We start from the raw sequence: 25,679 nt of genomic DNA, 5'->3' as shown, positions 1-25,679 counted from the left end.
TAAAAATTTCCGTGATATAGTATATTTGCGGACTGAAAATTTCAAGGGGTGTTAGAGAGCATAAATAAAATACGGAAAGAGGCTGAAGAATTTGGTTCTGGAGCCGCTGAGCAGTTCAGGTTGACCTTTTTAAGTAAGAAAGGAAAACTTAATGGTCTTTTTGAGGAATTCAAAAAAGTGAGTCCGGATCTCAAGCGTGAGATGGGGCAGCAATTGAATGTACTTAAAAATGAGTTAGAAGCTAAATTTCAGCAGTTGCAGGAAAATTCCGGAGCTCAAGGATCTGAAGCTCCAGATGAGGATTTGACCTTGCCGATTATTCCGGATTCCGTGGGAAGCATACATCCCCTAAGCTTAATCAGAAGGCGTATTGTTGAGATCTTTTCAAGAATGGGCTTCAGTGCAGAAGATGGTCCGGAAATTGAATCAGACTGGTATAATTTCTCTGCATTGAACTTTGCGGAAAATCACCCTGCAAGGGAGATGCAAGATACTTTCTTCGTGCAAAAAGGGGAGACCGCTAAGGAAGATCTATTGTTACGTACACATACCTCTAATGTGCAGATTCGTTTGATGGATAGAAAGAAGCCTCCTATTCGTTCCATCATGGCAGGTAGAGTATATAGAAATGAAGCTATTTCTGCTCGTGCACACTGTCAATTCCACCAAGTGGAAGGTTTGTATGTAGATAAGAATGTCTCTTTTAAAGACTTGAAAGATACTCTCTTACACTTTGCAAAAGAAATGTTTGGAAAGGATACTCAAATCCGTCTAAGACCCTCATATTTTCCGTTTACTGAGCCAAGTGCTGAGATAGATGTGACCTGTTTTATTTGTGGAGGTGATGGATGTAATATATGTAAGCATACCGGTTGGGTGGAAATTGCCGGCTCAGGAATGGTGGATCCAAATGTGCTACAGAACTGTGGCATAGATCCGGAAGAATATACCGGATTTGCTTTTGGTATGGGAATTGAAAGAATAACTATGTTGAAATACGGGATCAATGATTTGCGTTTGTTCTTCGAGAATGAGAAGCGCTTTTTGTCGCAATTCTCCGGAATCTGATCCTACCCTAAAATAAGACAGTTTTTAAACTAAAATAATACTGAACTTCATGACTTATAAAAAGATTTTTGCGTTCATGTTCTTCTTCCTATTGGGAACTAGTGCTTGGGCTCAAATTACTATTGACTTTCCTGTTGAACGTATGGTGTTCCAAAGGAATAACCTAAACGTAGGTTCCATCAACGTTTATGGAAGAGTAGCTCAAGACTGTGACAGAGTGGAAGCTCGCTTGACTCCAAGGGTGATCAACCAAGGGGTAGCTACTGACTGGCAAGTCATTGATAATAGAGTAGACGGTCAAGCTTATTCCGGAAAGATCACTAATCAAGGCGGTTGGTATAGATTGGAAGTCAGAGGTATTAGGAATAATACTGAAGTTTTCCGTCAAACCTTGGAAAGAGTGGGCATAGGTGAAGTCTTTGTTATAGCAGGTCAATCAAACGCTCAAGGTTATGGAGTCTCTCCTAATCCTAAAAGTGCAAATGATGATAGAGTAAATGCTTATCTTCCTCATTATTTTGATACTTACGTAACAGATCAGTATAGGAACTTACCTAATATTCTAGATAATTTCTCATTTGGGAAGGTTGAGGCCTATGGTACTATAGGACCTACTGGATATACGGCGTATTGTTGGGGAGAATTAGGTGATCGCTTAGTTCAGCGTTTAAATGTCCCTGTGTTATTCTTTAACGCAGCTGTTACCGGCACCTCTTCTACTAACTGGGTACGCTCAGCTATGGGGATTCCAGCGTATAATGAAACCTTTGGTACTGAGCTGGAAAGTGGAGCACCTTATAGAGGTTTTAAAGTTACATTACAATCTTTCAATGCCCTCTTAGGTTTCAGAGCAGTGCTGTGGCATCAGGGAGAGTATGATAGATTTACTAACGGAGTGGGTCTTTCTCCGAGAGAGTATTTTAATAATTTAAGTTATATCATTGATAAGTCGCGTCAGGATATTGGCTCTTTTATTCCATGGGTGGTGGCTCGAGCTTCTCGATACCAAGGAACGGAAGACAATAGGGTAATTGAAGGCCAAAACATGGTTATCAATAGTGTAGCCGGAGTTTATGCAGGTCCAAGTACAGATGGTATTCAGCCGAATAGGTATGACGGTGGTCACTTCCAGAATGCGCCTAACAGCCCTGGTTTGACTGAATTAGCTCAGGCATGGGATGCCGCCTTGACGGATGCTTTCTTCTCTTCTGCCAATCCCATCTTTGCTAAGGATGTGCCGAAGATTCAGCATTATTGTAATTCGGGGTCAAACGTAAGATTGACTTTGAATAATCTATACAGTGAATATTATTGGACATCAGGAGATCGTGGTCATGAAGTATATAGCGGAGGGGGTACTTACCAAGTGACGGTAAAAGATAACGTAGGTAATATTCTTCGTTCAAACGTCATTAATGTAAGTGATGTGTTCCTGAAAACTATTCCATCCATCACTGCACCTGATGGATTGGTAGGATGTGAAGGGAAAGATGTTCGTCTAGTAGTTCCTACCTCAAAATATCAGGTTTACTGGAACACCGGAGCCACTGGAAATACCTTGAATGTGCGTAACCCTGGTAATTTCTCCGCTCAATATCGTTCAGATCAAAACTGTTATTCCAATAGTACTCAAAACTATAACGTAAGTTTCAAGGCTCCGCCGGCTAAACCTCAGCTGATGTTTTTAGATGGAGGAGGGTTCAAATGTGATGGAGAAAGTATAACAGTGGCCATTACTAATGTGCAAGGTGCAGATATCAAATGGAACACAGGTGCCACTTCGAATCAAATTACATTAAGAAGTAATGATTCTCCTTTTGTAAGTGCTACTTTGTATAGTTTACCTAACTGTCCTAGTCCGGAATCAGATCATTTAGCATACGAGTTCTATCCTAACCCGGGTAAGCCTTCCTTGTCTTACAGTGGTCCATTCTACCTAAGAGCAGATTCTCCTGACCCTGAGGTTACATTTGATTGGAGCTTTACAGGTACAAAGATCGAGGGAGAAACCGGGAATCTTTTGCACATGCAGCAGCCTGGCAATTATCAGGTTAAAGGTATTCATACCTACCAGACTCCGGTGGGAGGATCCGTGGCATGTACTTCTGAAATTTCTGACGTATTCTTAGCTGAAGACCCCAATAATTTGACCGGTTTTAGTTTATACCCTAACCCTGTTTCTACGGGAGTACTAAATGTGACTTCAGACGGGGAAAGAGAAAATGTGGATTTCACGGTCTATGATTTAAGAGGTAGAGAAGTTTACCATACCGTTTTTGACCGTGTATCTTACCCACGTACAGTAGATTTAACATCTAAGAACCTACAAGGTAAGTATTTGGTAAGGTTAAAATTTGACGGAAAGTCAAAAACTTATCCTATACTCTTCGCGAAATAATCCCAAAGGAACATCCCGGCCGAAACGCTCACATTAAAAGAGTGTTTCGTGCCGAACTGAGGGATCTCAATCACCTCATCTGCTTCTGCAATCAGTTCTTCATTTACTCCAAAGACTTCGTTTCCTAGGATAAGAGCATACTTTTGATCTTTGATTGGTCGAAAATTCTGTAAGTACGTGCTATTATCAGCTTGTTCCAGTGCTAAAATCTTATATCCTGCTTGTTTTAATGCTCTAACCAAAGCAAGTGCATCTTCTTTGTATTCCCAATCTACTGATGCCGTAGCACCTAGGGCAGTTTTTTCAATTTCCCTGTGAGGCGGAGTGGCGGTTATTCCACATAAGTAAAGCTTGCCTACCCGAAATCCATCTGAAGTTCGGAAGATTGAACCTACATTAGACATAGACCTGATGTCATCCAAAATAAGGTCCAGATTCAACTTCTCAACGGCCTTGAATTCATCTACAGAAATTCTTCCAAGCTCTTCCATGGATAACTTTTTCATAACTTGTAAATAAGATAAACTTTTATACCAAAATAAGGGTTTTAGTAGTAGAAAAGTTACACCCGCATAACTTTCCCTAAATGGGGGTCAAAAGTACTAAAATTGCAGGTAAATTTGCATAAAAACTAAGGTTTATGGTTTTGGACAGTATTGAAGAGGCAATAGAAGATATCCGTAACGGAAAAATCATTATTGTCGTAGATGACGAAGACAGAGAAAACGAAGGCGATTTTATCTGCGCGGCTGAAAAGGTAACACCGGAAATGGTGAACTTCATGGTGAAAGAGGGGAGGGGTCTAATGTGTGCGCCATTAACGGCACAGCGTTGCCATGAATTGGAGTTGAATCCCATGGTTAATCGAAATACCGCAGAATATGAAACTGCATTTACGGTGTCTGTTGACCTATTAGGTCATGGATGTACCACAGGTATTTCAGCCTCTGATAGAGCTAAAACTTTGCAAGCTTTAGTAAATAAAGATACAAAGCCGGAAGATCTAGGAAGGCCAGGTCACATTTTCCCACTTATGGCTCAAGATGGTGGAGTGCTTCGTAGAGCAGGACATACAGAGGCCGCAGTGGATTTTGCCAGGCTAGCAGGCTTAGAACCTGCAGGGGTTTTGATTGAGATTCTGAACGAAGACGGAACTATGGCCAGATTACCACAATGTAGGGTAATCGCGGATAAATTTGGTCTAAAATTAGTCTCTATCAAGGATCTGATTGCTTACCGCTTAAAGAATGAAAGCTTGATTACTAGAGAGATTGGTGTGCAAATGCCTACTGAGTTTGGGGATTTTGAATTAATCGCTTTCCGTCAGAATGATAATAACCAATTGCACCTGGCTCTGATCAAGGGTACTTGGGAGGAAAATGAGCCTGTACTGGTGCGTGTACACTCTTCTTGCGTTACCGGCGATATCTTTGGTTCCTGTAGATGCGACTGTGGTCCTCAACTTCATGCAGCCATGGCTAAAGTGGAGAAAGAAGGAAAGGGTGTTATAGTCTATATGAATCAGGAGGGTAGAGGGATAGGTCTGCTGAATAAACTCAAGGCTTATAAACTTCAAGAGCAAGGTAGAGATACCGTGGAAGCTAACCTTGAATTAGGGTTTAAAGCAGACCAAAGAGATTACGGAGTGGGTGCTCAGATATTAAGAGATTTAGGGGTGACGAAGTTACGTCTAATGTCTAATAACCCACGCAAGAGGGCCGGTTTGATAGGATATGGATTAGAGATTGTGGAGAATGTGCCCATAGAAATTGCACCAAATCCGCATAATGCTTTCTATTTGTCAACAAAACGTGATAAATTAGGGCATTCCATACTCGCCCAATGAAAATAATACTATTCTGTTTATTAAGTGTACTCTGTCAGGCTCAACATTTTTTGCCACAACCGGAGGTAGTGCTCCCCAAAAAAGGAGAATTTACATTTAATGCGGAAACTACATTCTTTGCTGAAAATAAAACAGGGGAAGATGCTCTATCTCCCCTGCTTCATAAGATCAATCAACTTTCAGGTGTAAGTATTCCTAAGGTTCAAGCCAAGAGGGAAAACCAAATCCAAGTAACCGTTGATTATAGCTTGCCGCAGGAGGCATACACATTAGATATTTCTTCTGATAAGATCCTTATCAAAGCATCCGGTTACTCCGGATTTTTTTATGCGGTTCAGACGCTTATTCAAGCGGTGCCGGTGGACAGGAGTACTCGACTGGTGCAAATTCCTGCTCTATGGATAAAAGATGCCCCCAGATTTGCCTATAGAGGGGTCATGTTAGACGTAGCCCGTCATTTTTATTCGGTGGAATATATCAAGCGACTATTAGATGTTATTTCAGCATTTAAGCTTAATACCTTTCATTGGCACTTGACGGATGATCAAGGCTGGAGGATTGAGATCAAGAAATATCCTAAGCTTACTGAGATAGGTAGCATAAGGAAGAGAACGCTGCTAGGGCATACTGAGGAAGCGGGATACGAAGAGAAACCATATGGCGGGTTTTATACGCAAGATCAGATTAGGGAAGTGGTAAAATATGCCGCTTCAAAGAATATTACAGTTATTCCGGAGATTGAGATGCCCGGACATGCTAAGGCGGCATTAGCGGCCTATCCGGAATTGGGGTGCACGGGTGGACCATACGAGGTTTGGACAGGTTGGGGAGTGGAAGAGAATATCTTTTGCCCTACAGAACAAACGTTCCAATTTTTAGAAGGTGTATTGGAGGAGGTAGTAGATCTTTTTCCTTCTGCTTATATACATATAGGAGGAGATGAAGCTCCAAAAGTGACCTGGAAGCAATCAGCTTATTGCCAGGATTTGATCAAAAGAGAAGGTTTGAAGGATGAAAATGAATTGCAGTCGTACTTCATCAAAAGAATCTCTACGTTTTTAGTTTCCAAAGGTAGGAGGATTATTGGTTGGGACGAGATCATGGAGGGAGGGACGCCTGAGGGTGCCACAGTTATGTCTTGGAGAGGTACAGAGCATGGCTATAAAGCGGCGAAGGAGGGCCATAAGGTCATCATGAGCCCTACTTCACATTTCTATTTGGATTATTATCAGGGACCAAAGGAGATGGAACCTTTGGCTAATGGGAGTCTTCTTCCTCTAGAAAAGGTCTATAGTTTTGACCTTGAAGAAGCCGAGAATATACTTGGGGTGCAGGGCAACTTATGGACAGAGTATATTCGGACAGAAGCTCAGGTGGAGTATATGCTTTTTCCGCGGATATTAGCGGTAGCTGAACTGGGATGGAGTAAAAAAAAGACAGGCTATTCTGATTTCGCGCTTAGGGTTTATGAGCGTTTGAAGCAGTGGCCGGACTTGAGAGCCTCTTCATCTTATCTGAATGTTAAGTTTAAGGTTGTTCAAGAGGATGGCTTGAAGTTGGCTTTGATTCCTAGTGTCCCTTTAGGGACTATAAAATACAAATCACCAGGGGAACTTTGGGGAGGGGCAAAAACGTATGAGGGGCCCATTCCTTTGAAAGGTGAACAGGAGATTGAGGCGGCATTATTCATGGGAGAAGAAAGAAGTAAAATCTATAGGACAAAATATGTGCCATCCTTAGTGACCGGTTTGACCTATAGTTATGGGCAAACACCTCGGAGGGAAGTATATAAGGGGTTACTCACAGACGGTCAGAGGGGAGATATAAAGAACTTTGATGAATGGGTGGGTTTTGAAGGAAAAGATGCCAATATTTATCTGGAGCTAAAGGATGTTCAAAAGGTGAAGAAATTAGTTCTTGGAGTATTGGTGGAAGAAGGTTCCTGGATCAAAATGCCTGCCTTGGTTAATGTATATGGTTCTAAAGATGGGCAAAAGTACGAAAGCTTAGGTAGTACTACTCCCATTTCTAAAGAAGGTGCAGGTGAAGTCTTAGTGAAGTTAAAGCGAAAGAAAGTAAAATATATAAAGGTGGAGGCAAAGAATGCCGGACCTTGGCCAGTAGGTCATGCATTTGAAGGTTTACCTACCTGGGTTTTTTTAGATGAGATAAGCTTAGAATAAAAAAACACACAATCTTCAAGCGGAGACTGTGTGTATGACTATACTTCATCAACAAACTAAAAAACAATGGGAAAATAGCATGGACGCATCCATGCTATTCACGTGCTGTAGGAGGGGGAGTCGAACCGCCCACGATGCAGTTAGCCATAGTGCAACTTTGGTGGTCAACCCCAGTCGAGACTAAACCTGTCCGGCTTACACTACGTTTATCCTGTTGTCATCACCCCCGAGACAGGAGGGCACGGCTGCCAGTTTCGTCATCCTACAGTATTTAGAGCGTTACTCGCCGTTTCAATTACAATACAAAGGTAAGGTGTTTTTCTGATATGTTAAAGAGTTTGTTGAAAAAAAATAGTATTTTAATAATTTATATAGTTTAAGTGTTTTATTGCAAAATATTATTTAAATTTGACCATTGATAAAATCTAATAACTAAAGAAATGAAGGAGAACATAGATGAAACGGACTATAAGATCCTTAGGATTCTCTTAGAAGATGCTAAGTTATCTTATCAAGAAATTGGTGAAAAGGTGAATTTATCGCAGGGAGCAGTTCACGCACGCGTTAAAAAAATGGAGAATTCCGGTATTATCGTAGGTTCAAGCATCAAGATAGATGTGAAGAGACTAGGCTGGGATATTTCGGCGTTTTTAGGGATATATCTGGATAAGCCGGAATTATATGAACATGCTAAGAATGAACTGATGCAGATTCCGGAAATTGTGAGTATCAATTATACTACGGGAAATTATAGTATGTTTGTCAAGTTGATCTGTAGAGATACCACTCACCTTAGAGATGTTTTGGCTGAAAAAATACAGAAGTTGCCTGGTATCCAGCGTACGGAAACCATTATTTCTTTGGACGAGTCTTTGAATAGATCAGCTCCATTAATTTAAGTCTTAATATGCGTCTATTTTTGTTTTTCTTCTTCTGTTCATTTGCTTCTCTGGCACAAATGAATGAAATCTTTCAAAAGCCTCCTAAAGAAAAGATGAGTGCTACCATGATAGATGTGGCCACTGGTTTCTTAGGTAAACCGTATGTAGCAGCTACGCTAGAGAAGTCTCCTGAAGCTTTGGTTATTAATTTGGAGGAGTTTGACTGCTTTACCTTGGTAGAAAATGTATTAGCAATCTCACTAGCTAAACATAATGCGGAAGCGGGCTGGGATATATATAGGGAATATCTGCAAGTGTTAAGATATAGGAATGGAGTTATAGACGGTTACGGTTCTCGAATGCATTACTTTCTGGACTGGGCAAGGCAGGCTACGGAAAATGGCTTCTTGATGAATATTACAGAAGACATAGGAGAGGTGCAGGACAAGCCCATCCACTTTATGTCTAATAATAGAAAACTATATCCTGCCTTAGCAGATGAAAAGGTGTATAAGGAGATTCAAGCCTCTGAGGAGGAATTGAATGAAGGGCCTTTTTATTATGTTCCAAAGGAAAAGTTTAAGGCTATTGAAAGCCAAATTAAGGAGGGTGACATCATAGCTTTTACTTCTAACGTTAAGGGTTTAGATGTGAACCATGAGGGTATTGCTGTTCAGAAAAAAGGGAAGTGGCATTTGCTTCATGCATCCCTGGAAGAAAAGAAGGTCGTAGTTTCGCAAGAAACTTTGGAACAATATTTAAATAGGATTAAAAAGCACTCCGGAATCATGATTTTTCGAGTGACGAAGCAGTGATGAGATACGAAAGATTAGATGCAGCACATTATGTGCTGCGCAGGAAGAAATTTTTAGAACAGTTACCGGATGGAGCCCTCGTGATAGTTACAGGTAATGATTTGTTACCATCCAATGCTGACGGAACCTACGGCTTCATCCAGAACAATGCCTTCTTTTATTTGACCGGAATAGATCAAGAGGAAGGTTATTTAATCTTGGAGAAGGGAGGGGAAGAAATATTATTCTTGACAGAAACCTCAGAACAGATTAAGATCTGGGAAGGTGAAAAACTTAGTAGAACAGAAGGAACTCAAGTATCAGGAATCCGCAGAGTGGAGTGGCTTGAGGCATTTTGGGAAGTTCTTGATCAAAAGATCAAAAGTGAAGTCTATTTTTATACGGACCTTACCCAGGAAGATCGTTTTCCTAGTTTTAGGTCGAGAGCAGCATGGACTAGAGAGCTATTGCTTGAGAAATATCCCAACGTAATTCTTCAGAATCCTTCTAAGATTTTAGATGCCCAAAGGATGATAAAAAGTGCTACGGAGATAGAATATATTCAAAAGGCCATAGACACTACTTACGCGGGACTTAAGAGGGCGGCTAAATTCCTTAAACCGGGAAGGTACGAGTTTGAAGTAGAAGCTGTAATTAGCCATGAATTCTTGATGAGGAGATCTAGGCATCATGCCTTTCTTCCTATCGTGGCTACGGGTGCTAATGCTTGTGTGCTTCATTATGTGGATAATAATGCTCAATGTAAGGACGGAGATCTTCTTTTGATAGATTTCGGTGCGGAGTATGGTAACTATAAGGCAGATATGACCAGAGTCCTGCCGGTCAACGGGAATTTCACGGAAAGGCAAGCAGAAGTGTATAGCTCAGTCCTTCGAATATTCAAGGCCTTGAGAGAACAGATGGTTATAGGGAATACGGTGGTTCAGATGAAAGCTGAAGCCATGCGACTGCTAAGAGAAGAGTTAGTACACTTAGGCCTGATCAAGCCCGGGGCACACCCCAATGCTGCCCAGAAATATCTGCCTCATGGGGTTTCTCATTCCTTAGGACTAGACGTACATGACGTAGGAGAAAAGAAAACTCCATTTGCCCCGGGAATGGTGCTAACTTTAGAACCTGGAATTTATATTCAAGAGGAAGGCATAGGTATACGTTTAGAAAACGATATACTGATTACAGAATCAGGAAATGTGGACCTAATGGCCCATGTACCTATTGAGATAGAAGACATAGAAAATTTAATGATATGAGTACTGCAAAGATCGTTTATAAAGGGGGCTTGAATAATGTAGCTACCCACTTAGCTTCAGGTAAAAGTATAGAAACAGATGCGCCGGTAGATAATAACGGAGGAGGTGAGGCATTCTCACCTACTGATTTAACGGCCACATCATTAGGAGCATGCGCCATGACTGTTATGAGTATAGCAGCAGAAAAGGCAGGACATGAATTTAAAGGTAGCGAAGTAAGCATCACTAAAGTGATGAGTGCAGATGCTCCAAGAAGGATAGTTAAGGTCAAAGTGGAGTTCTCCCTGATTTCAGAACCTGTATTATCAGCAGAAGAAAAAGAGAGATATGAGAGAGTAGGGAGAACCTGTCCGGTAGCCTTAAGTCTACATCCGGATATTGAACAAGAATTTATATTCAACTGGCAGAACTAATGCTGTGGCCGGAGGCAATTCGAGCTTTTAAGAATTATTTGAAATTAGAAAGGGGGCTTGCACCAAATTCCGTGGAAAGTTATTTACGCGATTTAGGAGCACTGGCCTCCTTTTTAGATGGAAAGGTTGCACCCAATACCGTAGAAGAGGATCATTTATATGCATTCATAGAAACTATCTCTGAGATGGGACTTTCAAGTTCTACTCAAGCCCGAATGCTAAGTGGAATTAAAGCCTTCTTTGAATTCCTCCGACTAGAAAAAATTAGAGATACAGATCCCACGGCTCTTCTCGTAGGGCCAAAATTGATTCGAAAGCTTCCTGAGGTACTGCAAGTAAAGGAGGTGGAGGCCTTATTGGAAGGTATTGATCTTTCAACTCCGGAGGGAACCCGAAACAGGGCCATGTTAGAAGTGCTCTATAGTTCAGGCTTGAGGGTTTCTGAAGTAGTTAATCTGCAGATCTCTCGCTGTTTTTTTGAAGAGGGTTATTTGCAGGTAAGGGGAAAGGGGAGTAAGACCCGACTAGTACCCATTGGTAAACAAGCCATACACTATACTGAAATATACAAGACCTTAGTTCGGCCTTCCCTGGATATAAAAAAGGGATACGAGGATCATCTATTCCTCAATAGAAGAGGAGCCGCACTAAGCAGAGTCATGGTTTTCTATGTAGTAAAAAATGCTGCGGAGGCTGCAGGTATTCAGAAAACCATTTCTCCTCATACGCTAAGACATAGTTTTGCTACCCATCTGGTAGAAGGTGGAGCTGACCTACGGGCAGTTCAGGAAATGCTAGGGCACGAAAGTATCTTGACCACTGAGATCTATACCCACTTAGATCGTGCTTTCTTGCAACAAACTCTTCGTGAATTTCACCCTAGAGCATAGTTTTTTTGGTGTAGGTATGAAAACCTTGTAATTTTAAGGTTCAATAATCTCATGCCCATGAAAAAAATTTATATAGCCATACTGCTTTCGGCAGCATTGAATTCCTACGGCCAACAAACCGCTTCTGATTACTTTGATTTAGGAGTGAGTAAAAGTAAATCTGGAGACTATCTGGGCTCTATCTCTGCTTTTAGTACAGCCATTAACATGAATCCGGATAATGCCAGCAGTTATTTCAATAGAGGCTTAGCTAAACAAGCACTGAAAGACCATAGAGGGGCCATTTCAGATTTTGACAGGGCTATTCAGATTTCTCCGAAGGATGCCCTTTCCTATCACTACAGAGCTATAAGTAAGAGTAGCCAGGACGAAAATGGAGCCGCTCTTCAGGATTTTAATATTGCCATTGAGCTATCGCCAAAAGATGTTCAATCTTACCTTCAAAGAGGAGTTCTGTTTGCTAAGTTAAATGATCTTCCTTTAGCCGTTAGAGACTTTAATAAGGTGGTGGAACTAAACCCATCTGCTCAAGAAAAATTCCAAGCCTTTTATAGTAGAGGATTATGTAAAGCAAAGATGGGAGACTATAAAGGTGCCATAGCCGATTATTCTTCTGCTATTGAATCGAACAATAAACGTCCTCAACCCTTCTTAGAGAGAGGTAAGAATTATATCAAAGTGGAAGAATTTGAAAAAGCTCTGGGGGATTTGAATGAAGCCATAAAGATGGATGCTCAAAGTGCTGAGGGGTTTGCCTTAAGAGGTTTTGCTAAAAGTAGGCTGAGAGATTTTAACGGAGCTAAGATTGATTTTGATAGTGCTTTAAGACTAGATCCCAATCTAAAAGAAGCTTACTATGGAAGAGCTTTCGCCTTAACTATGCTATATAATCATAAGATTGCTATAGATGATTTAGGGAAGATTTTGGACACAAAATCATCAACTAAGGATGTCAAAAATCAATATGTAACCTTGTCAAAGGCCCAGCTAGATAAATTACGTGAAGCGGTAACCTATACTTTTCCTATACCTGCTTTATCAGAAGACCTTTCAGAGGGATACTTTGTTAGAGGTTTAGCACAATTAAGAGGGAATAACACCAAGGATGCCCTTTCTGATCTGAATAAGTCCATTGAAATCAATCCCATTTACCCTCAAGCATACTTTGTTAGGGGAATGGCCAAGTCTGCCATGGGTATGCAAACGGAAGCGGTTATTGACTTCGGAAGTGCATTAAAATTGCATCCGGCATATCCGGAAGCTTATTATGTAAGAGGTTTGATCAAAGTATCCATTGGCGAAACAAATGCAGGCTGCGTAGATTTAAGTAGAGCGGGTGAATTAGGTTATGCCAACGCATATACCTTGATCAAAGATTATTGTAATTAATTCTCGAAACGTAAATGTTTCACGGATGCCCCACTGTTAGCAAGTTCATCTAAGGCATCAATTCCTATTTGTAAATGTTTTTCCACGAAGCTGGCGGTAACCTTTTTATCGCTGGCTTCTGTTTTTACGCCCTCTGGTGTCATGGGGTTATCAGATACTAAAAGTAAAGCTCCGTGAGGGATGGAATTCATAAATCCTACGATAAAAATCGTGGCAGTTTCCATATCAATACCTAAGGCTCTGATCTCTCTCAAATAAGCTTTAAACTCCTCGTCGTGTTCCCACACTCTACGGTTAGTGGTGTAAACGGTACCGGTCCAATAATCCATCTTGTGCTTAACGATCATTTCTGAAACGGATCTTTGTAAACGGAAAGAGGGGAGGGCCGGAATCTCAGGTTTAGCATAATCATTTGAGGTACCTTCTCCTCTGATTGCGGCTATAGGAAGAATGAAATCCCCCAAAGCTGTTTTTTTAAGGCCACCACATTTCCCTAAAAACAATACGGCTTTAGGGTTAATGGCAGTTAGTAAATCCATGACTGTAGCAGCCATAGGGCTTCCCATTCCAAAGTTGATGATGGTGATATTTCCTGCTGAGGCCGTCTGCATGGCATTCCCAATTCCTCTAACTTCAACCTTAAACTTCTTTGCAAACATTTCTACATAATTCGAAAAGTTAGTGAGGAGGATGTAGGGTCTAAATTCTTCTAGAGGTGTTCCTGTGTAACGAGGAAGCCAGTTTTGTACGATTTGTTCTTTAGTCTGCATATATTTGAGGTTTGAATTTTATATTAAGGTATAGAACCAATTTGTTGGTGAAAAAATTCCCGAGCGCGTGAAAAGAAATGGATTGAAACTGAAAACAGTAGGGGATGTGACCTATGTTTTTGATCTTACTAGGAAAAAATATTTGGTGTTAACCCCCGAAGAAAAGGTCAGGCAAACCTTCATTCATTATCTTTTGGATGTTTTAGGTTATTCTCTGTCTCTACTTAGGACAGAACTTCCTACCTCTTACCACGGATTGGCGAAAAGAACAGATATCTTGGTCTTCGATCAAAAAGGACAGCCTTACATGCTGGTAGAATGTAAGGCTGCAGACGTTAAAATAACTTCTAAGGTAGTGGAACAGGCCAGTAGGTATAATGTAAACCTACAGGCTCCTTATTTATGCGTAACTAATGGTTCCTCTACCTTTTGTTTTCATATAGATTTTGAAAATCAAAAAACTACTCAGATAAGAGAGCTTCCTTTACCCCAGGTTTAATTCTGTCACTATTGAGGCTACTTTCTCTTTAAGTGATGCCAGAGTTGAAGAGAATTCACTCTTGTTCTTTAATTTTCCTTTAACACCGATATAAAACTTGATTTTAGGTTCAGTTCCGGAAGGTCTACAAGTAAACTTGGTCCCATCAGCGGTAAAGAATTGTAAAACATTAGAGTTTTCTATTCCTAATTTTCCACCCGGGATTTCCGTAACCTCACCTGTTTTGAAGTCTTTTCTTTGTAAGCTCTTATAATCATCCATTCTGATCACTTTAGAACCTGCAATGGATTTAGGAGGATTTGCACGAAAATCAGCCATCATTTGCTGGATCTCTTCGGCACCAGTTTTACCTTTTTTGGTTACTGATACCAGGCCTTCATAGTAGAAACCAAACTGTTTGTACATTTCAGATAGGAAATCAAATAATGATATTCCCTTCTGTTTGGCGAATGCGGTAAGTTCAGCAATCATGGCACAAGAGGCAATGGCATCTTTATCCCGTACTTTGTCGCCTATCAAATAACCATAGCTTTCTTCTCCACCTCCTATAAAGGTTTCCTGACCTTCTTTTTCGCGGATAACCTGAGCTATGTATTTGAATCCGGTTAATGTGTTATAGCATTTAACTCCGGCTTTTTCTGCCATGGCGTCTATCAGGTCTGTAGTCACTATAGTTTTGGCTACAAACTCTTTTCCGGTCAGTTTTCCTGCCTTTTTCCAGGCTTTAAGTAGGTAATAGATGATTAAGCTGGCAGCTTGATTACCGTTTAGAAGTTCCCATTCTCCTTCGGGGTTTTTAATTCCCATACCTACGCGGTCTGAATCAGGATCAGTGGCAATCACCAGGTCAGCATCTATTTTTTTAGCTAATTCCAAAGCCATGGTCATGGCCTCTTTCTCTTCCGGGTTGGGATAAACTACGGTAGGGAAGTTGCCATCAGGAGTGGCCTGGGCTTCAACGACGGTTACGTTCTCAAAGCCCAACTGAGCCAAAGCCGCAGGAACCATGGTTATCCCGGTTCCGTGGATAGGGCTGAATACTATCTTTAGGTCCTTTTGTTTTTTTATGGTTCTAGGAGAAACAGCTATGCTTTTAACTGCTTTCAGGTACTTTTTATCAAGGGCTTCTCCTATGCTTTTTATTCTTTTCTTAACTCCTCTGAACTTGATGTCTTTGACATTCGTAATGGCATTCACTTCTGCCACTATGTTCTTGTCGTGCGGAGCCACTACCTGCGAACCATCATTCCAGTACACCTTGTAGCCGTTATACTCTCTAGGGTTGTGAGATGCAGTAATAACAATACCTGCATTACAGCCTAATTCTCTAACGGTGAATGAAAGTTGGGGAGTAGGTCTAAGGGCCTTATAAAGGTAAACGGTGATGCCGTTTGCTGAGAGTATATCAGCTGCTATTTGACCAAATTCCGGAGAGTAGTTTCGGCTATCATAGGCAATAGCCACTTTGATCTCTTGTCCTTCAAAAACCTTATTGAGGTAGTTTGCTAACCCTTGAGTAGCTGCACCTACAGTATATCTATTCATGCGGTTACTACCAATCCCCAGCTCTCCGCGCATACCACCCGTGCCAAATTCCAGATTTTTATAGAATGAATCTGTAAGTTGAGTTACGTTACCGGAATCAATCAACTGCTGAAGTTGATCTTTAGTATCTTGATCATATTTACCGCGTAACCATGTTTTTATATTTTTTTCTGCCGCAGCATCCAGTTTCAGCTGTTTTAACATAGTAATTTAGAATAAAAGTTGGGTTCAAATATAAGGAAACCCTAGGCTATTTTACAGTCAAAACAAAAAAAAAGCCTGACTTTCAGGGTCAGGCTCTTTGGAACGTATATATATATACGATTAATGATCTTCTAAATGTGTACGGTTATATCCGTTTCTAAATACGATAGACAGAATGAAGGTACCTACGATAAATGTAAAAAGGTCACCAAAAACTGCTAAGATAACCAAGCACAGTAAGTATATTACAAGCATTGCCCAAGAAGGCACGTGAGATGATATTTTGCTCATGGTTGTTAATTTTTTACAAAAATAAACCTAAATTTAAAAATTTCAAAGTTTGAGTCATGAAGTTCCCATTAATTCTCTGCGCCCTTTTTTTTAGCTTAAAATGTATAGCGCAAGAGGAGGAGTATTATAAGGATTTTAGCCATAGGAAAGTGAGCCATGAAATAGAGAACCTTCCTAATCTTGAATCCAAATTCACTACCTTTTATGTAGGGGCTAGTGGTGCTTTACGTAAATCCTATAATGGGGAAAGTAGTGGGTTTGAGAATTTTGGAATGAATCATACTTCTTTCAAGGGTTGGCTGGAAGGAATAATTGGTTTTAATCTGAACAATACATATTTTTTCGAGACAGGGATAGTTCAAACTAAGAATAATTTTAGTTCCAGAGTTTATTCCACACCTGATTATCCTGGTTTCGGGATAGGGATGAATAGTACACAACTTTACCTTCCTGTAACGGTTAAACGTAAGGTGTTAAATTTAAATAGAGTGACGAATAATGCCTATGTTAATCTAGGGCTTGGTGCAGGTTTTTTGGTGCATTCTAATCCAAAGGCATTTGGGGAATTTCAGACTGACGTGAATGAAGAGATACAAAGTCAAAGTTTATCGCATTTCTATGTTACTTTGAACCATTCTCGAAGTCCTATATATGGAGAGGTAATCGCGGAGCTAAAAGGAAATATTACGGAGAGGTTAGAGATTTTAGTGTTTTTTAAAGGTATATTTAGGAAGCCGGATTATTTATCCCATCAATTTTCCGTAGAGTACTTAGGGGGTAGATACCCACTAAATTTCAAGGTTAGCGAGAATATGGGCTCTCTGGTTTTTGGAATACAGGGAAGATGGAATTCGCGTAAATTTTATTCATATAAGAGTAGGATATAATTTCAAATATTCTAAATTGTAAGTATTTTTCACCTTTTAACTATTAAGAAATGAGCAAATTTGACGAAAACGTGGCCCTGTACAAGGCACAAAATTCTGAATTAGGACTAGGATTAAGTGATGAGTTGATCGTAGCAGTGGCTAAATCATTAGGGCCATCTATTTATAATGCTGATTCTTCTAAAGTTTCAGGATCAGATTCAAAAGAAAAAGAAACCGTAAAAAATAACTTCTTGATCAAAAAGTTAGGATTGAAGGATGGTCCCGAATTAGATGCTGCTATTGATGAGGCGATGGTAAAATTGGGAACCAGCAATCGTAATAAATATAGAGTGGTGGTTTACGCTTGGTTAGCTAAGAAGTTCGGAAAGGAAAGTTTATACTCTAAATAAAATGAAAATGGCCTGTTTTAAACAGGCCATTTCTATTATAAGTCGGAGAAATCGAAATTATCTAAATAACCGGTATTGAAATATCCGGACTTAAAGGTTTCATCGTCCATCATCTTCAAATGGAAAGGAATGGTAGTTTTGATTCCGTCAATGAAAAACTCTTGCAGTGCACGTTTCATTCTTACGATTACTTCTTCTCTTGTAGGCGCGGAAACGATTAGTTTCGCGATCATGGAATCATAGTTAGGAGGGATCACATATCCTGCATATACATGCGAGTCTACGCGTACTCCATGTCCTCCCGGTAGATTAATTTGTTTAATAACACCGGGGCTAGGGCGGAAGCCATTTTTAGGATCTTCAGCATTGATCCTACACTCCATAGCGTACTGGTTAGGGTAGTAATGCGTACCAGATACCGGCTCACCTGCGGCTACCTTGATTTGTTCTTTGATCAAGTCAAATCCGGTCACTTCTTCCGTGATAGGGTGTTCTACCTGAATACGGGTGTTCATTTCCATGAAATAGAACTTGCCGTATTTGTCCACTAAGAATTCTATAGTTCCGGCACCTTCGTAGCGAATTGCTTTCGCTCCGGCTACGGCTGCTGCACCCATTTGTTCTCTTAATTCAGGAGAAACTATTGGGGAAGGAGTTTCTTCTATCAGCTTTTGGTGTCTTCTCTGTATAGAGCAATCACGTTCAGATAGGTGGGATACGTTGCCGTACTGGTCACCTACGATCTGAATTTCGATATGGCGCGGTTCTTCGATGAATTTCTCAAGGTAAAGGCCGTCATTTCCGAAGGCTGCACCTGATTCCATCTTAGCATCTTCCCAGTGTTTTTGGAACTCGTCTGCATGACGAATGATTCTCATACCTCTACCGCCACCACCGGCAGTAGCTTTGATGATCACAGGATAACCAATTTCCTCTGCTAGGGCTTTTCCTTCTTCCACTGAAGATAGAAGTCCGTCAGAACCTGGAATAACGGGTACACCTGCTTTTTTCATGGTTTCCTTCGCAGTAGCTTTATCGCCCATTTGGTTGATTTGCTCGGCAGAAGCACCAATGAATTTTATTTTGTACGCATCACAGATGCGGGAGAATTCTGCATTTTCAGAAAGGAAGCCATATCCTGGATGGATGGCGTCGGCATTTGTAATTTCTGCTGCAGATATAATGCTTTGCATGTTTAGGTAAGACTGCTTACTTGGAGCTGGTCCTATACATACGGCTTCATCAGCGAAACGTACGTGCAAGCTGTCTTTATCTGCTGTAGAATATACGGCAACCGTTTTGATCCCCATCTCCTTACAGGTGCGGATAATGCGCAGGGCAATTTCCCCCCTGTTGGCTATAAGAATTTTTTTAAACATAAGATTTTAACTTAAGCTAGTTCAACTAAAAACAGAGGCTGGTCGTATTCTACCGGAGTGGCGTCATCCACTAGTATTTTAACAATCTTACCAGACACTTCTGATTCAATTTCATTGAACAGCTTCATGGCTTCTAGAATGCATATTACTTTACCGCTGGACACCTCGTCACCAACTTCTACAAATGGTGGTTTATCCGGACCTGCAGAGCGATAGAAAGTACCGATCATCGGAGCTTTGATTTCTACTACTTTGCTTGAGCTAGGAGCAGGAGCTGCACTTACTTCAGGAGCTTTTGGTGCGGGAGCAGCAGGTTCAGCATAAACTACCGGAGCAGCAGCAGGAACTACTTTGATTGCTTCTCCACCTCCACGACGAACCTGAATTTTCAGGTCAGAAGTTTCAATTTTTACTTCGCTGAGGTCTGTTTTAGAAATAAACTCGATCAGCTTTTGAATTTCTTTAGTATCCATATCGGGATTGTTTCAATGTTTATGTAACAAAGGTACTTATTTCTCCTTTACGCGGGAGTCATATTCATACGTTGAAGTATTCACTTTAATCAATTCATCGTTATCGATGAATAAAGGCACTTTAATGGTAGCACCTGTTTCTACCGTAGCCGGTTTGCTGGCGTTAGTAGCAGTATCACCTTTTACACCTGGTTCAGTGTAAGTTACTCTTAATTCCACATAAGCAGGCATTTCTACAGATAGAGGAGTTTCTGTTTCTGCATGGATGAGGATGTCTACATTTGAGCCTTCTTTCATCAAATCTGCCTGAGGAACCATATATTCTTCAAGTGAGATTTGTTCGAAGGTATCATTATCCATGAAGTTATAGCCTAATTCATCTTTGTACAGGTATTGGAAGGTACGTCTTTCAATACGAGCAGTAGTCACTTTTTCACCTGCAGTAAAAGTGTTTTCAAAGATTCTACCGGTTTTGATGTTTTTTAATTTGGTTCTAACAAAGGCCCCGCCTTTACCTGGTTTTACATGTTGAAATTCTACTATGGTAAAAAGGTCGTTATTCCACTCCAGGGCAAGTCCGTTTCTGAAATCTGCTGTTGTTGCCATCTTTATTTTTCAATATTTAATCGTATTCCTAGTGTAAAGGTGTCTTCGTTCAGGCGGGCATAACCCAGCTCTTTTTCCTCTTTACGTCTAGTAAAGGTAGAGGAGATGCGGTTATATCCGGCTTTAATAGAGAAGGAATCATTAAAGGTATAAACCAGGTATACTCCTCCTGTTAAATTTTGTTTAGCTCCGAAAACATGAGAAAACCCTTGGGTTCTCAAAGTTTCTTTTGCAGCTAATGAGGTATAAGTGGAATCGTATTTTTTCTTTCCACTTAAGGATACCAATTCTTGGAATGCTCCTATGGCTATGTCTTTGTAAAAGAATTCTACACCTACAGGCAAAGCAAAGGTAGTATACCTTGGGCGCTTATCAAAAGCTATTTGACTGAAATTAGTTCCTTCATCTACAGGGTATATGCCTTTTGTTCTATTGTTAAAAGACAATCTTAATCCCGTTGAAAATCGGAAAGGAACCGGTTTCTTCATTTGAAATGATTCACCCCAATACAAAGCGAACTGGTTCGTATTCTTCGAAAAAGACGAAGATAATTCTAAGTTATTAAAGGTTCGTATGTTTTGTCCCTGAACATGGGTAAGGGCCATGCACAGTAAAGTTGATAAGATTATTTTTCTCATAGTTGTATATTAAATTGCCCATTTTATATACATAGATCCCCAGGTGAATCCACCACCAAAGGCTGCAAGCACTAAATCATCTCCTTTTTTCAGTTGATCTTGATAATCAAATAGACATAAAGGAATGGTACCTGCAGTAGTATTTCCGTATTTTTGAATGTTAAGCATGACCTTATCCTCGCCTATGCCCATTCTTTTAGCGGTAGCGTCTATGATACGTTTATTAGCTTGATGTGGAACGAGCCAGTCTACGTCTTCGCTAGTCAACTGGTTTCTTTCCATGATGGCTGCTGCCGCTTCAGCCATGTTTGTAACGGCAAATTTGAATACTTGAGGACCTTCTTGTTTGATATAATGCATACGGGCATCTACGGTCTCGTGAGAAGCAGGGTAAACGCTTCCTCCTCCTTTCATCATCAAATACTCACCACCGCTACCATCAGAATGTAATAAGAAATCTACGATTCCTAAGTCTTCGGTAGTTGGTTCCAATAATACAGCTCCAGCTCCGTCACCGAATAAGACACAGGTGGTACGGTCTTGGTAATCAATGATAGAAGACATTTTGTCTGCACCTATCACTATGACCTTCTTATAACGTCCGGATTCAATAAACTGTGCTCCGGTAGTTAGGGCATAAATAAAACCTGAGCAAGCTGCTAACAGGTCAAAACTACAAATGCTAGGAATACCTAAATTAGTACAAACAAGATTTGCAGTGGAAGGGAACATATAATCAGGAGTTACCGTAGCGCAGATCACCAGGTCAATGTCTTTTGGGGATGTGCCGGTTTTTTCCAATAGACCTCTTACTGCTTCAGTAGCAAGCACGGAGGTTCCTTGTTTTTCTCCTTTTAGAATTCTTCTTTCTTTGATGCCGGTACGGGTAGTGATCCACTCATCATTGGTGTCCACCATTTGTTCTAACTCGGCATTAGTTAGTACATAATCAGGTACATATCCGTGAACACCTGTTATCGCCGCTCTTAAACCCATGGGATTAACTTTTCGATTTAGGCAAAAGCCTCTTTGATTTTTTCTACAACTTGAGATTCAATTTGACGTTGAGCCAAACGGATCATATTCTTTACGGCTGTAGGGCTGGAGATTCCATGTCCCACAATTACATTACCGTTAATACCGATAATAGGAGAGCCTCCTACCACCTCGTAGTTCATCCTATCAATCAATTCGTCCTCTATTCCTACAGAGGAAGCATGTTCATACATGGACTCACCCATCTTAAAGATGATGTTTCCGGTAAAACCGTCCGTTACGATTACGTCTGCTTTGCCATTGAAAATATCACGGCCTTCCACGTTTCCTATGAATTGAATCTTTTTGTTGTTCTTTAACAACTGGTAGGTGGCTTGAGCCACTGTATTACCTTTCTCTTCCTCTTCGCCTATGTTCAAAAGGCCTACGCGAGGATTTTCCAGGTTCAGGGTATATTTTGCGTAAGTACTTCCTAATTCAGCAAATTGATTTAGGACCTCCGGCTTACAGTCTGCATTAGCTCCTATGTCAAGCATGATCCCGTATGATCCCCCTTTTAAGGGTAAGTATCCTGCAATAGGTGGACGTTGGATATTACCAACGGTCTTTAAAGTAAACAGAGACCCTACCATCATAGCTCCCGTGTTTCCGGCTGAGCAAAATGCTGATACAGTCCCCTCCTTTAAAAGTTTAAACCCAACCCCTATGGAGGAATTGGGTTTTTGTCCAAATGCCCGAGTAGGATGTTCTCCCATCTCAATGACGTCAGCAGCCTCTACCATCTCAATAGAACCCGCTCTGTACGTCAAAGGACGTAGCACCTCTAACATTGCATCCTTTCTGCCGACTAAAACAATCTGATAATCCTCAGGAAGTTCAGAAGCTGCCATTACAGCACCTTCAACTACCGCCTTGGGGGCATAGTCTCCTCCCATTGCATCGACTGCAATTCTTTTCATCGACATGTATTTAATTTTTTTATTGATAGTTCTCTACTACCAATTTACCTCTGTAGTAAAGGTTACCTTCGCTAACGTGAGCGGTATGACGACGGTGAATTTCACCTGTTGTAGCGTCAACTGACAACTGCTTCAAGGTAAGTGTATCGTGCGTTCTACGCTTGTCTCTTCTCGTTTTCGATATCTTTCGCTTAGGATGTGCCATTGCTTTCTGATATTTGTTTTAAATTTATTAATGCTGCCCACCGTGGGTCTTGTATTTCCTCTTGTTCTTCTTTTTGGAAGCTAGGGTCTATATAAACCATAGTTCCCTCTTCGTCTCCATCCTCTGTTCTAAAGCGTGGATGAAGCTTCTTTACCGGTACTTGAAGTAGAATATATTCAAAGATGAGCTGAGCCAGATTTAGTTTTGGGGTACCAAAAGGTATTACCTCCATCTCCTCTGTCATCTCTTCCGCCACACTACCGTATTTGTAGATATGTACGGCTTCAGAATTAAATTCCTCTTCAAAAGTCTCTAAACTTCTATCACATTCTAAACGTAATTTAGATTTTATATCTAAAGTTACTTTTATAAATGTGGCATTCTTGTCTAAAGTTACTTTAACCTTGAAAGTTCCACCTTCAATTATTTCCTGCTCAAATTCGCGAAAGAAATCATCGTTTCCCTCGAATTCATAGGTGTAAGTCTTATCTTCCAGCCCATGAATCAGAATATCATATTTAGAGATCTCCTTGTTCACACTCTTCACAGAAAGGACGCAAATTTACTTCCTTTTTTTCATTTCTAAAAGTTTTGGAGGGATAAAATGCATTCCAGTAGGAGAGTATCTCTTTATCATAGGGAGTACTGCTCACAAAGGTTTATTTTGGTTTATAGCAATACTTATATTTTTCTCTTTTATATTGGCGGTGATTTCATGTAAAATATGATAGTTTTTGACGTTGGAAATACGGATACCGTAGTGGGATTCTTTGAAGGTGAGAATCTTAGGCATAAATTCAGGATCCGTTCCTTGAAGAGCGAGAATTCTGTGTTCTTTGAATACCGTATTCTTAATTTTATGCTAGAACATAATATTGAGAAGAGCTCTATAAAAAAAGCAGTGATTTCCAGCGTTGTCCCCCTTCTTACTCCGTTCTTTACTAGTTTTTGTGAAAAATTTCTGAAGCTGCGTGCCTTAGTGGTAGCCCCTTCAAAAAGTCATGTCCTGAAAATTAACATAGACATGCCGGAGGAATTAGGGTCTGACTTGTTTTTAAATGCCTTATCCGCTTATACGGAGCATAAGACGGACTGTTTGGTGGTGGATTTTGGAACGGCTCTAACCTTTACTTTAGTTGACGGTCAGGGTGTTATTCAGGGTGTTTCCATAGTGCCGGGATTAAATACCGCCCTTAAATCGCTCTTTTCAGCTACTTCTTTACTTCCCGAGGTTAGGATAGAAAAGCCAAAGTCGGTAGTGGGAAAGAATACCCTTCATTCTATCCAAAGTGGGATCTATTTCGGGTACGAATCTTTAGTAAGAGGATTGGTGCAGAAGATTCGTGAGGAATTTGGAAGAGAATTAAAAGTTTTAGCTACAGGCGGATTATCCGGAACCATTACAGAACTTCAAAACATATTCGTAGATATTCAACCTGACCTTACCTTAAAGGGTATGTATTACTACGGTCAAACTCATTGATAGTACTTCTTTAGTCGGATCAAAGCTTCCACAGGCTCTGTTACCAGATATTTGATCTCTTGATGTGTTTGAATCCGCTTCCTAATGTAAGTGGCAGAGATATCTAATAGAGGTGCCTGGATGAATCTTACCTTTGGATGATCGTGGAATTGATGCGCAGGAGTATTTGGCCTTGGATATACATAGATCGTAAAGAATTCCAGAATCTTCTGATAGTTCTTCCAATTCTCAAATTGTACCAAATTATCCTCCCCCATGATTAGCACAAATTCATGCTCCGGATACTTGTCTGATAAGACAGTTAATGTATCAATGGTATAACTTGGTTTAGGGAGCGTGAATTCTATATCTGAAACTTTTAGACGGTAATTATCTGCAATAGCTCTCTCCACCATAGTATACCTATCAAACTCATGGAGGAGAGAGTTGTTCTTCTTGAAAGGATTTTGAGGCGATACGATAAACCAGACTCTGTCTAAGTCGGTATCCGTAGCCATAGTATCCGCAATGATCAGATGTCCTACGTGTATAGGATTAAATGAACCGAAGAACAAACCTATTTTCATACCCTCAAAGGTTTTTCATCTAGATTTAGATTTCCCTCCAGGAAAGTGGTGTAGAGGTTTTCTGCTTTCTCTTGAGATTCTTCCAAATTATCGTTTAAAAGAACCACGTCAAATTTATCCTGGAATGACATTTCGAATTTGACTTTATATAATCTTTTGGAAAGGCTTTCTTCCGTTTCCGTGCCTCTGCTTCTGAGGCGAGCTTCAAGTTCTTCTATGGATGGAACCTTTACAAAGATGGCCAAGGCATCCTCTCCAAAGTATTCCTTCAATTTAAGGCCTCCTTTCACATCTACGTCAAAGATGACGTTTTTTCCTTCATTCCAAAGGCGCTCTACTTCTGATTTTAAGGTGCCATAATATCCACCTGGATAAACTTCTTCCCATTCTACAAAGGCATTGGCGCGGATATTCTCTTGGAATTCTTCAATGGAAAGGAAATAGTAGTCTTTTCCGTGAATCTCATTTCTCCCTCTTTTGTCACGTGTACAGGCAGAAATAGAGAAACCTAAATTAGAATATTGCGACAATAAATGTTTAACAAGGGTAGTTTTTCCTGACCCGGATGGAGCGCAGAATATGATGGCTTTTCCTTTCATTGTTATAAATGCTAAAGAACCACCTGATAGGTGGTTCTTTATATCGATCTAAAA

The 25,679-nt window shown here is 40.5% G+C and carries 28 protein-coding genes; 14 read left to right on the top strand and 14 right to left on the bottom strand.

The genetic code is table 11. The features are described 5' to 3' along the window. Positions 1–48 precede the first annotated feature (48 nt). Positions 49–1,068, top strand: a complete 1,020-nt coding sequence (gene pheS / locus LBYS_RS08495) for a phenylalanine--tRNA ligase subunit alpha (RefSeq protein WP_013408463.1) — start codon at positions 49–51, stop codon at positions 1,066–1,068. Positions 1,069–1,117: 49 nt separating this feature from the next. After that, positions 1,118–3,466, top strand: a complete 2,349-nt coding sequence (locus LBYS_RS18270) for a sialate O-acetylesterase (RefSeq protein ID WP_013408462.1) — start codon at positions 1,118–1,120, stop codon at positions 3,464–3,466. Here LBYS_RS18270 and LBYS_RS08485 read toward each other — a convergent pair. After that, on the bottom strand, positions 3,442–3,972 hold the full coding sequence (locus LBYS_RS08485; protein ID WP_041823535.1) for an RNA methyltransferase: 531 nt from the start codon (positions 3,970–3,972) through the stop codon (positions 3,442–3,444). The two genes, LBYS_RS18270 and LBYS_RS08485, sit on opposite strands and share 25 nt — an antisense overlap. 134 nt (positions 3,973–4,106) lie before the next feature. Between LBYS_RS08485 and LBYS_RS08480 the strand changes: the two genes are divergently transcribed. The 8 genes from LBYS_RS08480 to LBYS_RS08445 all read left to right on the top strand — a co-directional run bounded on the left by LBYS_RS08480 (position 4,107) and on the right by LBYS_RS08445 (position 13,133). Continuing rightward, positions 4,107–5,312, top strand: coding sequence for a bifunctional 3,4-dihydroxy-2-butanone-4-phosphate synthase/GTP cyclohydrolase II (locus LBYS_RS08480; protein WP_013408460.1), 1,206 nt, complete (start codon positions 4,107–4,109; stop codon positions 5,310–5,312). Next, positions 5,309–7,495: a beta-N-acetylhexosaminidase gene (locus tag LBYS_RS08475; RefSeq protein ID WP_013408459.1), complete on the top strand. Its 2,187-nt coding sequence runs from the start codon at positions 5,309–5,311 to the stop codon at positions 7,493–7,495. The genes LBYS_RS08480 and LBYS_RS08475 overlap by 4 nt, the downstream gene beginning before the upstream one ends. Positions 7,496–7,935: 440 nt before the next feature. Next, a complete protein-coding gene (locus tag LBYS_RS08470) occupies positions 7,936–8,394 on the top strand; it encodes an Lrp/AsnC family transcriptional regulator (RefSeq protein ID WP_013408458.1) in 459 nt (152 codons plus the stop codon). 8 nt (positions 8,395–8,402) lie between these two features. After that, on the top strand, positions 8,403–9,191 hold the full coding sequence (locus LBYS_RS08465) for an N-acetylmuramoyl-L-alanine amidase-like domain-containing protein (protein WP_013408457.1): 789 nt from the start codon (positions 8,403–8,405) through the stop codon (positions 9,189–9,191). After that, positions 9,191–10,441 (top strand): aminopeptidase P family protein, encoded by a 1,251-nt coding sequence (locus tag LBYS_RS08460; RefSeq protein WP_013408456.1) that lies wholly within the window; start codon positions 9,191–9,193, stop codon positions 10,439–10,441. Before LBYS_RS08465 ends, LBYS_RS08460 begins: the two co-directional genes overlap by 1 nt. After that, complete coding sequence (locus LBYS_RS08455; RefSeq protein ID WP_013408455.1) at positions 10,438–10,854, top strand: OsmC family protein; 417 nt, start codon at positions 10,438–10,440, stop codon at positions 10,852–10,854. The genes LBYS_RS08460 and LBYS_RS08455 overlap by 4 nt, the downstream gene beginning before the upstream one ends. After that, positions 10,854–11,744: a site-specific tyrosine recombinase XerD gene (xerD, locus tag LBYS_RS08450; RefSeq protein WP_013408454.1), complete on the top strand. Its 891-nt coding sequence runs from the start codon at positions 10,854–10,856 to the stop codon at positions 11,742–11,744. Before LBYS_RS08455 ends, xerD begins: the two co-directional genes overlap by 1 nt. A gap of 57 nt (positions 11,745–11,801) precedes the next feature. Further along, positions 11,802–13,133 carry a tetratricopeptide repeat protein gene (locus LBYS_RS08445; protein WP_187287936.1) on the top strand — a complete coding sequence of 444 codons (1,332 nt, stop codon included), beginning with the start codon at positions 11,802–11,804 and terminating at the stop codon, positions 13,131–13,133. On the opposite strand, the gene LBYS_RS08440 is transcribed toward LBYS_RS08445, so the two are convergent. Beyond that, positions 13,130–13,903: an AMP nucleosidase gene (locus LBYS_RS08440; RefSeq protein WP_013408452.1), complete on the bottom strand. Its 774-nt coding sequence runs from the start codon at positions 13,901–13,903 to the stop codon at positions 13,130–13,132. The genes LBYS_RS08445 and LBYS_RS08440 overlap by 4 nt on opposite strands. Before the next feature lie 67 nt (positions 13,904–13,970). Between LBYS_RS08440 and LBYS_RS08435 the strand changes: the two genes are divergently transcribed. Further along, positions 13,971–14,402, top strand: a complete 432-nt coding sequence (locus tag LBYS_RS08435; RefSeq protein WP_013408451.1) for a type I restriction enzyme HsdR N-terminal domain-containing protein — start codon at positions 13,971–13,973, stop codon at positions 14,400–14,402. Here LBYS_RS08435 and LBYS_RS08430 read toward each other — a convergent pair. Both LBYS_RS08430 and LBYS_RS19270 read right to left on the bottom strand, forming a co-directional pair. Further along, positions 14,388–16,151: a phospho-sugar mutase gene (locus tag LBYS_RS08430; protein WP_013408450.1), complete on the bottom strand. Its 1,764-nt coding sequence runs from the start codon at positions 16,149–16,151 to the stop codon at positions 14,388–14,390. The two genes, LBYS_RS08435 and LBYS_RS08430, sit on opposite strands and share 15 nt — an antisense overlap. Before the next feature lie 120 nt (positions 16,152–16,271). Further along, entirely contained in the window at positions 16,272–16,442 is a 171-nt protein-coding gene (locus tag LBYS_RS19270) for a hypothetical protein (protein ID WP_013408449.1), read from the bottom strand. Between the two features lie 56 nt (positions 16,443–16,498). On the opposite strand from LBYS_RS19270, the gene LBYS_RS08425 reads away from it, so the two are divergent. Then, the gene (locus tag LBYS_RS08425) at positions 16,499–17,329 is read left to right on the top strand and encodes a hypothetical protein (RefSeq protein ID WP_013408448.1); all 831 of its coding nucleotides are present in this window, start codon (positions 16,499–16,501) and stop codon (positions 17,327–17,329) included. Between the two features lie 50 nt (positions 17,330–17,379). Continuing rightward, positions 17,380–17,721, top strand: coding sequence for a DUF2853 family protein (locus LBYS_RS08420; protein WP_013408447.1), 342 nt, complete (start codon positions 17,380–17,382; stop codon positions 17,719–17,721). 35 nt (positions 17,722–17,756) lie between these two features. On the opposite strand, the gene accC is transcribed toward LBYS_RS08420, so the two are convergent. Genes accC through LBYS_RS08385 form a run of 8 tightly spaced genes read right to left on the bottom strand, consistent with a single transcriptional unit; the run spans position 17,757 to position 23,524 of the window. Further along, positions 17,757–19,100: an acetyl-CoA carboxylase biotin carboxylase subunit gene (gene accC / locus LBYS_RS08415; RefSeq protein WP_013408446.1), complete on the bottom strand. Its 1,344-nt coding sequence runs from the start codon at positions 19,098–19,100 to the stop codon at positions 17,757–17,759. An 11-nt stretch (positions 19,101–19,111) separates the two neighbouring features. Further along, on the bottom strand, positions 19,112–19,573 hold the full coding sequence (gene accB / locus LBYS_RS08410; RefSeq protein ID WP_013408445.1) for an acetyl-CoA carboxylase biotin carboxyl carrier protein: 462 nt from the start codon (positions 19,571–19,573) through the stop codon (positions 19,112–19,114). Positions 19,574–19,609: 36 nt separating this feature from the next. Further along, the gene (gene efp, locus LBYS_RS08405) at positions 19,610–20,179 is read right to left on the bottom strand and encodes an elongation factor P (protein WP_013408444.1); all 570 of its coding nucleotides are present in this window, start codon (positions 20,177–20,179) and stop codon (positions 19,610–19,612) included. 2 nt (positions 20,180–20,181) lie between these two features. Further along, positions 20,182–20,817, bottom strand: a complete 636-nt coding sequence (locus LBYS_RS08400; RefSeq protein WP_013408443.1) for a hypothetical protein — start codon at positions 20,815–20,817, stop codon at positions 20,182–20,184. A gap of 9 nt (positions 20,818–20,826) precedes the next feature. Beyond that, entirely contained in the window at positions 20,827–21,813 is a 987-nt protein-coding gene (locus tag LBYS_RS08395) for a beta-ketoacyl-ACP synthase III (protein WP_013408442.1), read from the bottom strand. A gap of 17 nt (positions 21,814–21,830) precedes the next feature. Then, positions 21,831–22,778, bottom strand: coding sequence for a phosphate acyltransferase PlsX (gene plsX / locus LBYS_RS08390; RefSeq protein ID WP_013408441.1), 948 nt, complete (start codon positions 22,776–22,778; stop codon positions 21,831–21,833). Between the two features lie 13 nt (positions 22,779–22,791). Then, positions 22,792–22,977: a 50S ribosomal protein L32 gene (rpmF, locus tag LBYS_RS18755; protein WP_013408440.1), complete on the bottom strand. Its 186-nt coding sequence runs from the start codon at positions 22,975–22,977 to the stop codon at positions 22,792–22,794. Next, entirely contained in the window at positions 22,964–23,524 is a 561-nt protein-coding gene (locus tag LBYS_RS08385; RefSeq protein ID WP_013408439.1) for a YceD family protein, read from the bottom strand. Before LBYS_RS08385 ends, rpmF begins: the two co-directional genes overlap by 14 nt. Before the next feature lie 177 nt (positions 23,525–23,701). Here LBYS_RS08385 and LBYS_RS08380 point away from each other — a divergent pair, with 177 nt between their 5' ends. Beyond that, positions 23,702–24,460, top strand: a complete 759-nt coding sequence (locus tag LBYS_RS08380; RefSeq protein WP_013408438.1) for a type III pantothenate kinase — start codon at positions 23,702–23,704, stop codon at positions 24,458–24,460. Here LBYS_RS08380 and nadD read toward each other — a convergent pair. Then, positions 24,454–25,026, bottom strand: coding sequence for a nicotinate (nicotinamide) nucleotide adenylyltransferase (gene nadD / locus LBYS_RS08375; RefSeq protein WP_013408437.1), 573 nt, complete (start codon positions 25,024–25,026; stop codon positions 24,454–24,456). The genes LBYS_RS08380 and nadD overlap by 7 nt on opposite strands. Next, on the bottom strand, positions 25,023–25,625 hold the full coding sequence (gene gmk, locus LBYS_RS08370) for a guanylate kinase (RefSeq protein ID WP_013408436.1): 603 nt from the start codon (positions 25,623–25,625) through the stop codon (positions 25,023–25,025). Before gmk ends, nadD begins: the two co-directional genes overlap by 4 nt. Positions 25,626–25,679 lie beyond the last annotated feature (54 nt).

Origin of the sequence: Leadbetterella byssophila DSM 17132 (genome assembly GCF_000166395.1) — a bacterium.
Classification (GTDB): domain Bacteria; phylum Bacteroidota; class Bacteroidia; order Cytophagales; family Spirosomataceae; genus Leadbetterella; species Leadbetterella byssophila.
The sequence above is the reverse complement of the archived record's forward strand: the minus strand, read 5'-3'. Positions and strand labels throughout refer to the sequence as shown.